Raw genomic sequence first — 13,059 nt, forward strand, 5'->3', positions numbered from 1 at the left:
CTGACGAGTCCGTACGGGTCGGGAAGGCCACAAGGTGAGCCGATGACAGATGCAAGTCCGCTGGACGCCGCGGAGCGCGCGGTCCGGGTGCTCGGCGCCGGACGGCTGCCCGAGGAGTGGGCCGCGACGCCCCTGACCGTCGTCATGCCCACGTACAACGAGGCGGGGAACCTGCCCGGCATGGCCGACGCGCTGCTCGCCCTGCCACTGCCCGGCCTCAGCCTGCTCGTCGTCGACGACTCCAGCCCCGACGGCACCGGCGACCTCGCCGAGGCGTGCGCACGGCGGCACGCGGAGGCGGAGGGCCGCCGCCGCATGCACGTGCTGCACCGCACCGAGAAGGACGGCCTCGGCCGGGCCTACGCGGCCGGGATGGCCAAGGCCGTCGACGACGGCGCGCACTACGTCCTGCAGATGGACGCCGACGGCAGCCACCCCGTGGCGAAGGTCGCGGAGCTGCTCGGGGTCGCGCTCGCCACGGACGCCGGTGTCGTCGTCGGCAGCCGGTACGTCCAGGGCGGCACGCTCTCCGACGCCTGGGGCGCCCATCGCAAGCTCCTCTCCCGCTGGGCCAACGCCTACGCCGGCACGATCCTCGGCACCCGTGTCCGCGACATCACCGGCGGCTTCAACCTGTGGCGTGCCGACGCGGTGCGCGCGGTCGACCTCGGGTCCGTCGACAGCGCGGGCTACAGCTTCCAGGTCGAGATGAAGTACCGCGCGGTGGGCCACGGCTTCGACGTCATGGAGGTCCCGATCCACTTCGAGGACCGGACGGTCGGCGACTCCAAGATGAATCTGATGGTGCAGCTGGAGTCGGTGGTGGTGCCGTGGAAGCTGCGGCTCGCCCGCGGGGCCCGTGCGCTGCCGGGGGTTCCGGGGAGCCGCGGGCAGGGGCCCGGGCCGGGTTCGGGGCCGTCCGCATGACCAGCACGCTGCACGAGATGACCGGCGCACTGCCCGAGGCGCAGGCCGGGACCCGCCCCGCTCCGGCGCCCGCCGCGACCCGCCTCCCCCTCGCCCGGCTGCGCCGCCTCTTCCTGGAGGTCGTCAGGTTCGGCGTCGTCGGCGGCAGCGGAGTCGCCGTCAACCTCGTCGTCTTCAACCTCCTCCTGCACGGCCTCGGCCGCGCCCCCATGACCGCCACCGTGCTCGCCAGCTGCGTCGCCATGGGCACCAACTACCTCGGCTTCCGCTTCTACACGTACCGGGACCGCGCCTCCCGCACCAAGCGGCAGATCGCCCTCTTCTTCGTCTTCAGCGGCATCGGCGTCGCGATGGAGAGCCTGCTGTTCTACGCCGCGTACCACGGAGCGGGCCTCAGCGGGCCGCTCGGCTCGAACATCGCGAAGGCGCAGTCCATCCTCCTCGCGTCGGCGTTCCGCTTCCTGGTGTACCGGACGTGGGTGTTCCAGCACCGGGCCCAGCATGACGGCCGGCGGCCGTAGCCGGGACGAGGCCCGGTGGGCGTGGGTCCCCTGGGGCGTGGCGGGCGCCGTCACCGCCCTGCTCCTCGCCGTCATCCTCCGCCTGCCCTGGGTCGGCGACCTCGGCGTCCACGCGGCGACGATCGAACGCGTCCGGCACGATCCGCTGCACCCCGGCGACCCGCTCGTCGACGCGGACGTACCCAGCCCCTACTACTCCCCGTGGACGGTGCTCCTCGGCCTCCTCGCCAAGGCGACGGGCGCGGGCGCGTTCGGCGTCCTGCGGGGCGCGGCCCTCGTGGGCCTCGCGCTCCTGCTCTCCGGCGTGTGGCACTTCGTCCGTACGCTGACGGACCGACGGGCCGCCCCGCCCCTGGCCCTGCTCTGCGTGCTGTTCCTGTGGGGTCCGGCGCTGTTCGAGTGGAGCGGCTTCCTCGGCCTCAACTCCCTCGCCCTGACGGTCTCCTACCCCAGTACGTTCGCGCTCGGCCTGTCCTTCCACCTGTGGGGGTGCCTGCGCGAGGCCCTGCGGGCGGGCTCGGGACGGAGGGTGTTCCTGGGCCTCGGGGCGCTGTGGGCGGTCGTCCTCCTCACCCACCAGTTCACCGGCGTCGTCGCCTCGCTCGGCGCGGCGGCGATGCTGCTCGGCGCCCGGCCGTGGCCCGCGCGTCCCGTGCTGGTGCGCCTGGCCGCCGGTCTGGCCCTCGGCCTCGTGGTCCTCGCCGTCTGGCCCTACTACTCCTTCTTCGACCTCCTCGGCGCGGGCGCGGACCTGGAGGAGATCCACCGCGCCCTGTACCGCGACCTCCCCGGCCGCTTCGGCCTGGCCCTCCTGGGCGTGGCCGCGCTCGCCCTGCGCTTCCGCCGGGACCGGCGCGATCCGCTGGTCCTCTTCTTCGCGCTGGGCGCCGTGGTGTTCGCGGCCGGGGGCCTGAGCGGCCACTACGCGTGGGGGCGGGTGCTGCCCGCGGCGCTGATTCCGGCGCAGGTCGCGGCGGCGGTGGAGGTGGCGGGGGTGCTCGGGACGGCGCTGCCCCCGAGGCCGGGGGCCGTTGGAGACCGCCGCCGCCGGACCTTCGCCGCCGCCCTCGCCACCACCCTCACCGCCGCCCTGGCCGTCGGCGCGTGGACGCAGGCCGGGACGCTGGGCTACGTCCTTCCCAAGGACGCGCTCCCCTCCGCCGTCGCCGCGAAGTACCGCCCGCCGTGGCCCGGCTACCGGTGGATCACCCCGTGGGTGCGGTACGGGGACGTGGTCCTGGCGAAGACGTTCCCCGCCCGCCAGATCCCCGCGTACGGGGCGTACACCGTGGCTCCGGGGTACCCCGACTTCTTCCTCCCCGACGAAGTCGCGCGGAAGGACGCCGTGCGCCGGTACTTCGCGCCGGGCACGCCCCGCGCCGAGCGGCTTGAGGTGCTGCGGCGGTACGGGGTGCGGTGGGTCGTGGCGTATCCCGGGGACGGGGGGCTGGGGGAGGGGGACCCCGCGCTGCGGAAGGTGGCGGTGGGCGTGCGGGGGCAGGTGCTCTATGGGGTGGTGGGGTGAGCTGCCCGCTTCCGCGTGGGGTGAGCCCGCCTGCTCCGCAGGATCACTCCGGTGTGAACTCGTATTGCAGCTCGTAGAGATGGCCTGCCTTGACCATGACGGTGACCTCGACGGGGAGCCCGTTGTCGCTGTAGACGACGCGCAGGGTGTGGAGTACCGGCAGGTCGCCGGGCAGCCGGAGGGTCTGGTGTTGGTCCTGGGTGGGAACCCTTGCGGAAACGCGGTCCACACTCCGGCGGGGCGGAAAGCCGAGCTCGGCAAGAAGGGTCGGGGTGCCGCCTTTGATGCGCCGCTTGTCCGAGAGCCCGGTGCCCCGGGCCAAGGACAACGGGTAGTAGGACATGACCAGTTCGGCCGGCTCGTCGTCGATGGTGAGGGTCTGCCGCCGTAGCTGCGCCGTTTCGCCGTCGGCGAGGTTCAGGGCGGCTGCTACGTCGGAGGGCGGGCGCACCTCTGACACGTCCAGCAGTGTGATGCGCGCCGACGTGCCGTGCTGCGATGCCTGGGCGAGCCAGCGGTAAGGCTCTCCCGATTCTGAACGAGCCAGGGAGGCAGCGGGGCGCATGGTCCGTTGCCTGTGTTCGCGCACCGTGACCGCCGCTCCGGCACGGCCTATGACGAGCTGTTCGTCCTTGAGGAGTTGAAGCGCCTTCTGGACGGTTGCGTTGGATGCGTCGAAGCGTGCTTTCAGCTGCGCGGTGGACGGCAGCTTGCCGCCCGGGGCCAGATCGCCGCTCATGATCTCGTCCCTGAGGTCGGCGGCGATCCGCTCGTGCAAGGAGCGACGGTCGAGTGCGTGGGCTTCGGTGGTGGGCACGGTCATCCGATCCTGATCTCGTAACGCAGTTGCTGCCGATGGGCGGGCATGACCATCAAGTCGACCTGGATCGGCTGGTCGTCGCTGTCCAGGGTGACCCTGCTCAGGCGCAGGACGGGTTCGTCCGCCCCCGTGCGCAGCGCCTCGCGCTCGTCCGCGCTGGGCATGCGCGCGGTGACGTCTTCCCGGACCCGTACGCCGACGTGGCCGAGTTCGGCGAGCAGGGTGACGGCGCCGCCGGGAATCTTCCCCTTCTCGGCGAGGCGGGTGCCACGGGCGATGGACACGGGATAGTACGTGTCCGTCAACTCGCAGGGTTTGTTGTCGAGTTCGATGATCCGACGCCGTACGACGACGGGCTCACCGGCTGTCACGCCGAGCAGCGCGGCCACCGCGTCCGGGGCTGGTACCTCGCCGGCGTGCGCGATGCGCTGACCTCCCTTGCCGCCTCGGGCGGCGGCTTCGGCAGCCCACGCGTGGGGCTGTCCCGCCGCTCGCGGCGCCAGGTACGGCATCGAGGTGCTGACCCACGTGCTGTCGCTCACGGTGTCCTCCGAGTGGTCAGTGGCTTCAACCTTGCTGCTTTACACGTTAAGCGACTCGCTGTGCGCCTGGCCTCTGGGCGACCTTGCCGCTTTTCGCGAATAGCGGTACGGTCTTCGTTATCGTACGGCCCAGGATCAAGGCGGTGTTCACCGTGCCCCTGTCACGGCAACGACGATTTCCCCGCGCACGCGACTCCGTGCCCGCCGCGCGTGCCTTCGCTCTCGAGACGCTGGTGGAGTGGGGTGTGGACATTGCTGACCGGTATGAAGACGTGCGGCTCTGTGTCTCCGAGGTCGCGACCAATGCCGTGCTGCACGGTGTTCCGCCGGGGCGCGAGTTCTGCCTCACGCTTGTCGTGGACGGCCTGTTGTTCCGCATCGAAGTGCGTGACAGCGGCGGCGGGTCGCCGCAGGTCATCCGCGAGAGCGGCGAGGAGTGCAGTGGCCGAGGGCTGCGCCTGGTGGCGGCCTTGGCCGACGACTTCGGCGTCACCGTGCACACCCCTGGCAAGACTGTCTGGCTGGCCTTCAAGGCCGTCACTGAAGTGGTGCCGAGTCCCGCGCATGCCGACGAAACGCGCGGGGTTTGCACGTGAGTGGCACGGGCGGGATCGCGCGAGGTCGGTACGGGTTCGCGGAGTGGGCGCTGACGGCCGCCGAGGGGATGGCGGTGCGATATGCCGGTAAGTGCCTGTCATGCGGGGAGCGTTCTCCCGACGTTCTCGAGTCGGACGATGCGCAGTTGTGGTGCCTCAAGCATGCGGGCGCCGTTCGGCATTCCGGCTTCGAGGTGTCCGCCTTCCAGTACTTCGACGCCGAGATGGTCGCGCCGGATGCAGGTTCGCGCGCGCTGTAAGCCGGGGGCGGGTGCTGCCCTCACGGGTTCATTCGGGCTGGCGGGGGCGGGTGGGTGGGAAAAGTGCGGTGCGGTGGGGGCGGCGGTGATCGGCCGGCGGGGGCATGGGTGGACGGGCTCGGGTCGGGGGGTGCGTGCGGTGAAGGTGCCGGGAGCTTCGCCTCGGCTGGGGGCGCCGGGGACGCTGCTGGGTGCTGGGTGCTGGGTGCTGGGTGCTGGGTGCTGGGTGCTGGGTGCTGGGGTCGGGTGGCTGCGGCTGCGGCGCCGTGGGTGCCGAGGGCTTGTGCCGGGGCTGCCCCGGGGCCGGGCGGCGTCCCTCTCGTCACCCCGTGTCAGCGGAACACGCTTGCGGCCAGGTGCGCCGCCCGGTGCACCCGGGAGCCCTTGGCGCCCGCCAGGCGGCGGGTCAGCGGGCGGAGCACGTGGGCCGTCGCGCCCACCGGCGTCCACGTGAGCTGGAGGCGGCCCGCGCCCCGGCCCTCCGGCTCCGCCGTCACCACGTGCGGGGTCGTGCCCGAGCGGTAGGGGACGCGGGCCTCCAGGCGGGGGAACGCCAGCGGGGCCAGCAGGAGCCCGCTGTTGCGGAGGCGGCCGTCGGAGAGCTGGATCAGGGGGTGGCGGGTGCCGGAGAAGCCGCCCACGGGCACGCGGGCCCGCGCCAGGTCGAGGACGACCTCGCCCTCGAAGACCCCGGGGCGGACCGGGTCGAGGCGGAACGGAGTCGTGAGGCGTTCGCGGCCCGGGGCCACGACCAGGCGGGCCACCTGGGGGCCCACGGGGAGCCGCAGCCCCGGGTCGTAGGTGCGGATCCGCAGACGCAGGGCCGCGCCCCGCCCCCGTTCGAGCCGCGTGATCTCGTGGCGGAACTGCGCGCCGGGGAACGGGCGCGAGTCCAGGCCCAGGTCCGTCAGGTCGAGCTCACGGCGGGCGGCGGGCGATTCGGGGACGGTCCCGCCCCAGTAGAGGCGGCCCTCCGCGTCCACCGACGTCTCGCGCGGACCGACCCCGTGCCCCAGGCCCCGCGCCGCCACCTGCGCCTCCGCGAGACGCCCGTCCCGTACGAGCTGGAGGACCACACGCTCCGCGCGCGGCAGACGCTCGTACGCCCCCGGAGCGAGCCCCGCCAGATACGGGTTCACGAGGGCGGCGAAGCCGCGCAGCCACTCCTCGTCCCGGAAGGGCAGATCGCCCGCGTACATGCGGAAGTCGTGCTTGAGGAACTTGTAGTCCTTGGCCTCGCGCACGCTCCCATGGCCGCTCTCCGCGAGGAAGGCGTCGATGAGCCCCTGGACGTGCACGCGGTCGCGGACGTTGGACAGCTTGTGGCGCTGGTTGGAGATCGAGGCCGCCTCGGCCGCGCCGTAGGGCTCTATGTACCAGCGGTACACCGGCTCGGGGATCACGGTGAACGCCTTCGCCAGGCAGTACGCCTGGGCCGAGAAGAGCTGGTCCTCGTAGTGGATGCCCTCGGGGAAGCGCAGGCCGTTGCGGTCCAGGAAGGACTTTCGGTACATCTTGCTGGTCGACAAGTGCTCGAAGAACAGGGCCGGTTCGGCCTCGATGCCCGCCACCGTGCGGCGCTCCGCGACGAGGTGCGGCATCCACGTCGACGTGCGGCCGGTGTCCACCCGGACCCGCTCCACGGCGCCCATCACGAAGTCGACCTCGGACTCGGCGTGCGCGGCGAGCAGCAACTCCACCGCCCGCTCGGGCAGTTCGTCGTCGCTGTCCAGGAACATCAGGAACGGGGCGCGCGCGATGTCGATGGCCCGGTTGCGGGGCGCGCTGCAGCCGCCGCTGTTCTCGGGCAGGCGCAGATACGTGACGCGGTCGTCGCGCGCGGCCAGCTCCCGGGCGACCTGCGGGGTCGCGTCCGTCGAGTGGTCGTCGCTGATGACGATCTCGATGTTCCGGTGCGTCTGGCGGCGGAGCGAAGCCACGGCACGCGGGAGGCGTTCGGCGTCGTTGTAGACGATGACGGTGATGGTGGCGTCCGGGACGTCCGCTGCGGTGTGGGTCATGCGGTGGCCTCCTCCGAGGTCGCGGTGGCCTCCTCCGGTGGCGCGGTGGCCTCCTCCGGGGGCATGGCGGCCTCCTCCGGTGTCGGCGCCGGGGTCCGTTCCTCCAGCGGCGTGACCGGCGGCAGCGCCGCCTCGCTCTCGCCCAGGAACACCCGGCGTACCACCCGCTCCGCCGCCCGCCCGTCGTCGAACTCGCAAAAGCGCCGCCGGAACGCGGCCCGCGCCTTCGCCGCCGTCTCGTCCCGCCATGCGGGAGAGGTCAGGATGCCGGTCAACTCCGCCTGGGTGCGGGCCACGTGGCCCGGCGGCTCGGCGAGCAGGTCGAAGTAGACGCCGCGCGTCTTCGCGTACGTCTCCCAGTCGTCCGCGTAGACGACGATGGGGCGGTCCAGGTTGGCGTAGTCGAACATGATGGAGGAGTAGTCCGTGATCAGGGCGTCCGCCGCCAGGGCCAGTTCCTCCACCGGGTCGTACGACGACACGTCGATGACGCGGCCCGCACGGCGCAGGCCCGTCAGGGGCGAGGCCGCGCCGCCGTAGAAGTAGTGGCCGCGCACCAGGAGCACGGTGTCCTCGCCGAGGCGTTCGGAGAGGGCCGCGAGGTCCAGGCGGGGGGTCCAGGTGGCCTCGTAGTCGCGGTGCGTCGGAGCGTAGAGCAGGGCGCGCTTCCCGGGTGCGATGCCGAGGCGTTCGCGGACCGCCCGCACGTCCGCCGCCGTCGCTGAGTAGTACACGTCGTTGCGCGGGTAGCCGTAGTCGAGCTCGACGTACCGCGACTGGTAGGCGCGCTGCCACATCTGCGTGGAGTGGCTGTTGGACGAGACGCTGTAGTCCCAGCGGTCCACGCGCGCGAGCAGGTCGTGGAAGTTCAGGCCCTTGGCCGCCGCCGGGTAGTCCAGCTGGTCCAGGCCCATGCGCTTGAGGGGGGTGCCGTGGTGGGTCTGGACGTGCACGGCGTCGGGCCGCTTGACGACCGCGTTCGGGAAATTGGCGTTGTTCACCAGGTACTTGGCGGTCGCCAGGGTCCGCCAGTAGCGGCGGGTGCCGGGGACGACGTGGTCGGTGCCGGGCGGCAGCAGCGGTACGTTCTCGGCGCCGACGACCCACACCGGGTGGACGTGCGGGGCGAGTTCGGCGAGCTTCGCGGCGATCGCGGCCGGGTTGCAGGCGACGCCCCGGCCCCAGTACGCCGAGAACACGGCCAGCTCCGGGTCGACCGGGCGCCGAAGATCCTGGTGGTAGCGCGCGTCCCTGACCTTCCTGCCGACCGCCGCGCGCCCCGCACCGACGGCTGAACGCACCTTGCGGCGCTGCTTGTTGGCCGCCTGGAACGCGCGGTACTTCGCGTACGCGTCCTCCTCCAGGAGGCGACGGCGCACCCCTTCCAGGCCGCCTGGCCGACGGTAGCCGGGCGGGCGGTGCGCGACCGCCGCGCGCGAGGCCCGGCGGAAGAACTCCCGGGCCGCCGGTTCGGGCAGCCCGGCGCGGGCGACGATCCGCAGGCTCGCGGTGAGCATCGCCGCGTACAGGACGGCGGTGGGGCCCGGTCCCGCGTCACGCTCGGCGGCCAGGGCGAGCAGGCGCTCGTACGTCTCCAGGAGCGCGAAGCGGTCGTCCGGCGTGAGCGGAGGCAGGCTCTCGACCCGCAACCGACGCTCCTCCAGGGCGACTTGGTCGTACGCGGCCACCCGGTCGGCGAGCAACGGCACCGCGTACGCCACGAACAGCTCGTCGTCCCCGCCGAACAGCTCCGCGTGCGCCCGCCAGAAGCCCGCCCGCACGATCCTCGTCCCCAGCAGCGGCGCGACCTTCAGCAGATCCGGGCAGTCCGCGAGCGGCACGTCGCGGCGCCCCGGCTTGGCCAGGAACCCGCCGTCCGCACTCGGTGCCCCCGCGCGGCGCCAGGTGGAGACGGAGTGGTCGGTGAGCAGCACGTCCACCGTGTCCGGCAGCTCCGCGGCCCGCTCGGCGGCACCACGCGCCCCGAGCGCCGTCACCCCGTCCTTGCTCCGCGCGAACTGCAGCCAGCGCCCCCTCGCCCGTGCCGCCCCCGCCGCGCGGGCCGCACCGTCCGAAGTCCCCTCGGGCAGCGGGACGACCGTCACGGAGGGGTGGCGGGCGGCGGCGTCCTGGGCGGAGGGGCCGATGGCGGCGACGACGACTTCGACCGTGGGGGCGTCCGGGGCGGGGTCGGCCGCGCCCACCGGGCCGGTTCCGGCGGGCCCTGCCCCGGCCAGCTCCGCCAGGGTCTCGGGCAGATGTCCCTGTACGTTGCGGCCGTACAGGACGACGCTCAGTTCCGGCACCACACTGCCCGCCTTTCCCTGTGTCGCTAAATGCTCCCATAGTGTATGGATCTGCGTGTTGATGCGACAAAAGGGGCAGGCTGGGCCGGTCGGGCCGGTCGGGCCGGTCGGGCCTGTCGAGCCGGTCTGCCGCCGCTGTCGCTGTCGCTGCCGCCGACGTCCCGGCGGGAGCAATCCGGCCGCGTCGTCGCTGCGAATTCCCTCTGTCCGACAACCCAACGGCAACAGGGAGTTAGCCATGCAGCGCAAGACGACCACCACCACCATCCCGCCGGGCCGCAGGTGGACCCGGCGGATCGCTGTCGCTGTCGCCGCCACCGGGGCCCTCGTGGCCGGCGGAGTTGTCTCGGCGGGTTCGGCCGGCGCCGCGACCTTCTGTGGGAACACGCCGGCCGGCGGTTACGCGTGCATCGTCGGGCAGCCGGACGGGTCGTACACCTACTACGGCAGCAACGGGGAGATCATCTACAACTGGTGAGCCGCACCCCTGGCGGGACGGGTCCTCGGGTGCGAGGGTCCGCCCCGCCGGAGGGCACCAGGGGAGGGCACCAGGGGAGGGGAGGCGTCAGGCCTTGCCGCCCGTGAAGCGTTCGTACTCCCGCATGACCTCCTCCGTCGGGCCGTCCAGGCGCAGTTCGCCGCGCTCCAGCCACAGGACGCGGTCGCAGGTGTCGCGGATCGACTTGTTGTTGTGGCTGACCAGGAAGACCGTGCCCGCGCGCTCGCGCAGTTCCCGGATGCGGGATTCGGAGCGTCTCTGGAAGGAGCGGTCGCCGGTGGCCAGGGCCTCGTCGATGAGGAGGACGTCGTGGTCCTTCGCCGCGCCGATGGAGAAGCGGAGGCGGGCCGCCATGCCGGAGGAGTACGTGCGCATCGGCAGGGAGGTGAAGTCGCCCTTGTCGTCGATTCCGGAGAAGTCGACGATCTGTTGGTAGCGCTCGCGGACCTGTTCGCGGGACATGCCCATCGCCAGGCCGCCGAGGTGGACGTTGCGCTCCCCCGTGAGGTCGTTCATCAGGGCCGCGTTGACGCCGAGCAGGGACGGCTGACCATCCGTGTAGATGTGGCCGCGTTCGACGGGGAGCAGTCCGGCCACCGCCTTGAGCAGCGTGGACTTGCCGGATCCATTGGTGCCGATCAGGCCGATCGCCTCGCCGCGGTGGGCCGTGAAGGAGACGCCGCGGACCGCGTGGACCGTGCGGACGCCGCGCTCCTGGCCGCCCTCGCGGCGGCGCAGCATGCGGCCGAGGGCCGCGGTGGCGGCGCCCCGGCCGGAGGCGGCCGCGCCGTGCACCCGGTAGACGATGTCGACCGCGTGGGCGATCACCGTGGGGGCGGGGGCTCCGGGAGCGCTCGGTGTCGTCTTCGTCGAGGTGTCAGCCACGTCCGTACGTCTCCTCCGCCTTCCAGAAGTAGATGAACCCGCCGACCCCCGCGAGCAGCGCCCAGCCCGCCGCCCAGGCCCACACGTGCGCCGGCAGCCGGCTCGCGTCGAAGCTGTCGATGAGGGCGAAGCGCATCAGGTCGATGTAGACGGCGGCCGGGTTGGCCTCCAGGAGCACGGTCAGGGCGTGCGGCAGGTGGCGGTCCTTCAGGACCGTGTCGATGCTCCACATCACCCCGGACGCGTACATCCACGTCCGCAGGACGAAGGGCATGAGTTGCGCGATGTCCGGGGTCCTGGCCCCGAGCCTCGCCATGATCAGCGCAAGGCCGGCGTTGAACGTGAACTGGAGCGCGAGCGCGGGGATCGCCAGGAGCCAGGACGCGGCGGGCGGCACCCCGAACGCCAGCAGGATCGCCACGAGCGCGCACAGCGAGAACAGCAGCTGCTGGAGCTGTTGCAGGCAGTACGACAGGGGGAGCGAGGCGCGCGGGAAGTGCAGGGCGCGGACCAGGCCGAGGCTGCCCGAGATCGCCCGCGTGCCCGCCATCACCGACTGCTGCGTGAACGTGAACACGAAGACGCCCGTGACCAGGAACGGGACGTAGTCCGGCACCCCGTGCTTGGTGTTCATCAGGACGCCGAAGACGAAGTAGTACACGGCCGCGTTCAGGAGCGGCGTCATGATCTGCCAGAGCTGGCCGAGCTTCGCCTGGCTGTACTGCGCGGTCAGCTTGGCGGTGGCGAACGCCGTGATGAAGTGCCGCCGCTGCCGGAGTTGGCGTACGTAGGCGGGCAGGGTCGGGCGGGCGCCGCTGACGGTGAGGCCGTGGCGGGCGGCGAGTTCGGCGGGGGACAGGGTGTCGGGTCCGGAGGGGGTGGTCGACTCGGTGGGTGCGGCCGTCGCGGTGGGCGGCTTGTCGAGGAGCTGGCTCACGTCCGCTGCTTTCGCTCGGGGGCGCGGGGATCCCTCGGGGCGCGGGCGGCCGTCGCGGGCGCGGGAATCCGAGGGCAACGGCGATACGTACGTCGGGACGGGTCCGTATCGTCGTGACGTCGACAGTAGGACGCGGCTACGTCGGGACGCAACCGTATCGTCGTCGCGCCCTATGCTGTCCGTATGACGACGAGCGACCGGGACACGGGCCGTACCGCCCGCCAGCAGGGCAAAAGGGCACCGGCCGGAGCCGCCGTGCTCCGCGAGGATGTGACCGAGGCCATCCGGACCGCCGTCTTCGAGGAACTCGCGGCCGTCGGCTACGCCCGCATGTCGATCGAGGGCATCGCGCGCCGCGCGGGCGTCGGCAAGACGGCCGTCTACCGGCGCTGGCGCTCCAAGCTGCACCTGGTCCTCGACCTGGTGTCGGCCCTCGCCGTCCAGGGCCTGCCCACCCCGGACACGGGCTCCCTGGAGGGCGACCTGCGGCTGCTGTACGAGGTGACGTCCCGGGCGCTGCGCCACCCCGTCGCCTCCCAGGTCATCCCCGACCTCCAGGCCGAGGCGGCCCGTAACCCCGAGATGGAGGCGGCCCTGCAGAAGGCGCTCCGCGAGGGCCAGCACGGCGTCGCGAGCGGCATCGTCGCCCAGGCGGTGGCGCGCGGCGAACTGCGCGCGGGCCTGGCCGAGGGGGAGCGGGAGCTGGCCCTCGACCTGATGTCGGGGCCGCTGTACTGGCGGGCGGTCGTGGTCCGGGGCGAGCTGCCCAAGGGCTACCTGGGCGCGCTCGCCACGGCTACGACGGCGGCGCTCAAGGCGCTGTGAGGGGCGCGGGGGTGCGAGGGCGCGGGAGCGCGGAGGTCGCGCGGTCGCCGGGCGGAGGCCAGGAGGGGCGCTTCCCGCTGCTCGGGTCGGTCGGGCTGGTCGGGCCGGTCGGCCCGGTCGGGTCGGTCGGGTCGGTCAGGCCGGTCGGCCCGGTCACGCTCGTCAGGAGTGCTTCTCGCGCGTCAGCACCAGCGCCGTGATCGAGCCGATGACGGCGACACCCGTGGTCACGCTCACGGCGATCTCCGTCGCCCCGCTGAACGCGACGCTGCTGAAGGCGTTGACGATGACGGCGAGGGCGAGCACGAGCCAGAGGGCGGCCTTCATGGCGGGACCTTTCGGGACGGTGGCGGAAGTCCGGTGCGAGATCGACTCTGCCGTGTCGTCCGCCGCGC

Annotated in this window: 14 protein-coding genes; 7 read left to right on the plus strand and 7 right to left on the minus strand. The window is 72.7% G+C overall.

Features of this window, described 5'->3' with window-relative positions:
- Positions 1-42: 42 nt before the first annotated feature.
- The 3 genes from QUY26_RS24230 to QUY26_RS24240 are packed head-to-tail and all read left to right on the plus strand — an operon-like array spanning position 43 to position 2,973.
- A complete protein-coding gene (locus QUY26_RS24230) occupies positions 43-927 on the plus strand; it encodes a polyprenol monophosphomannose synthase (protein ID WP_289950107.1) in 885 nt (294 codons plus the stop codon).
- The gene (locus tag QUY26_RS24235) at positions 924-1,448 is read left to right on the plus strand and encodes a GtrA family protein (protein WP_289950109.1); all 525 of its coding nucleotides are present in this window, start codon (positions 924-926) and stop codon (positions 1,446-1,448) included. The genes QUY26_RS24230 and QUY26_RS24235 overlap by 4 nt, the downstream gene beginning before the upstream one ends.
- A complete protein-coding gene (locus QUY26_RS24240) occupies positions 1,429-2,973 on the plus strand; it encodes a hypothetical protein (RefSeq protein ID WP_289950111.1) in 1,545 nt (514 codons plus the stop codon). The genes QUY26_RS24235 and QUY26_RS24240 overlap by 20 nt, the downstream gene beginning before the upstream one ends.
- Before the next feature lie 43 nt (positions 2,974-3,016).
- Here QUY26_RS24240 and QUY26_RS24245 read toward each other — a convergent pair whose 3' ends face one another.
- Both QUY26_RS24245 and QUY26_RS24250 read right to left on the minus strand, forming a co-directional pair.
- Positions 3,017-3,796, minus strand: a complete 780-nt coding sequence (locus tag QUY26_RS24245) for a GntR family transcriptional regulator (protein WP_289950114.1) — start codon at positions 3,794-3,796, stop codon at positions 3,017-3,019.
- Positions 3,793-4,335, minus strand: coding sequence for a GntR family transcriptional regulator (locus QUY26_RS24250; protein WP_289950115.1), 543 nt, complete (start codon positions 4,333-4,335; stop codon positions 3,793-3,795). Before QUY26_RS24250 ends, QUY26_RS24245 begins: the two co-directional genes overlap by 4 nt.
- Positions 4,336-4,487: 152 nt before the next feature.
- Here QUY26_RS24250 and QUY26_RS24255 point away from each other — a divergent pair, with 152 nt between their 5' ends.
- Together QUY26_RS24255 and QUY26_RS24260 are read left to right on the plus strand one after the other, a co-directional pair.
- The gene (locus QUY26_RS24255) at positions 4,488-4,931 is read left to right on the plus strand and encodes an ATP-binding protein (protein WP_289955976.1); all 444 of its coding nucleotides are present in this window, start codon (positions 4,488-4,490) and stop codon (positions 4,929-4,931) included.
- Positions 4,928-5,191 carry a DUF7848 domain-containing protein gene (locus QUY26_RS24260; RefSeq protein ID WP_289950117.1) on the plus strand — a complete coding sequence of 88 codons (264 nt, stop codon included), beginning with the start codon at positions 4,928-4,930 and terminating at the stop codon, positions 5,189-5,191. Before QUY26_RS24255 ends, QUY26_RS24260 begins: the two co-directional genes overlap by 4 nt.
- A 332-nt stretch (positions 5,192-5,523) precedes the next feature.
- Here QUY26_RS24260 and QUY26_RS24265 read toward each other — a convergent pair whose 3' ends face one another.
- On the minus strand, positions 5,524-7,212 hold the full coding sequence (locus QUY26_RS24265) for a glycosyltransferase (protein WP_289950119.1): 1,689 nt from the start codon (positions 7,210-7,212) through the stop codon (positions 5,524-5,526).
- Positions 7,209-9,518, minus strand: coding sequence for a CDP-glycerol glycerophosphotransferase family protein (locus tag QUY26_RS24270; RefSeq protein WP_289950120.1), 2,310 nt, complete (start codon positions 9,516-9,518; stop codon positions 7,209-7,211). The genes QUY26_RS24265 and QUY26_RS24270 overlap by 4 nt, the downstream gene beginning before the upstream one ends.
- A gap of 238 nt (positions 9,519-9,756) precedes the next feature.
- Between QUY26_RS24270 and QUY26_RS24275 the strand changes: the two genes are divergently transcribed.
- A complete protein-coding gene (locus QUY26_RS24275) occupies positions 9,757-9,996 on the plus strand; it encodes a hypothetical protein (protein ID WP_289950121.1) in 240 nt (79 codons plus the stop codon).
- A gap of 87 nt (positions 9,997-10,083) precedes the next feature.
- On the opposite strand, the gene QUY26_RS24280 is transcribed toward QUY26_RS24275, so the two are convergent.
- Both QUY26_RS24280 and QUY26_RS24285 read right to left on the minus strand, forming a co-directional pair.
- Positions 10,084-10,902, minus strand: a complete 819-nt coding sequence (locus QUY26_RS24280; protein ID WP_289950123.1) for an ABC transporter ATP-binding protein — start codon at positions 10,900-10,902, stop codon at positions 10,084-10,086.
- Complete coding sequence (locus QUY26_RS24285) at positions 10,895-11,839, minus strand: ABC transporter permease (protein ID WP_289950125.1); 945 nt, start codon at positions 11,837-11,839, stop codon at positions 10,895-10,897. Before QUY26_RS24285 ends, QUY26_RS24280 begins: the two co-directional genes overlap by 8 nt.
- 183 nt (positions 11,840-12,022) lie before the next feature.
- Here QUY26_RS24285 and QUY26_RS24290 point away from each other — a divergent pair, with 183 nt between their 5' ends.
- Positions 12,023-12,664, plus strand: a complete 642-nt coding sequence (locus QUY26_RS24290) for a TetR/AcrR family transcriptional regulator (RefSeq protein ID WP_289950127.1) — start codon at positions 12,023-12,025, stop codon at positions 12,662-12,664.
- 162 nt (positions 12,665-12,826) lie between these two features.
- Here QUY26_RS24290 and QUY26_RS24295 read toward each other — a convergent pair whose 3' ends face one another.
- Positions 12,827-12,991, minus strand: a complete 165-nt coding sequence (locus tag QUY26_RS24295) for a hypothetical protein (protein ID WP_289950129.1) — start codon at positions 12,989-12,991, stop codon at positions 12,827-12,829.
- Between the last annotated feature and the right edge of the window lie 68 nt (positions 12,992-13,059).

It is taken from the genome of Streptomyces flavofungini, assembly GCF_030388665.1.
Classification (GTDB): Bacteria; Actinomycetota; Actinomycetes; order Streptomycetales; family Streptomycetaceae; genus Streptomyces; species Streptomyces flavofungini_A.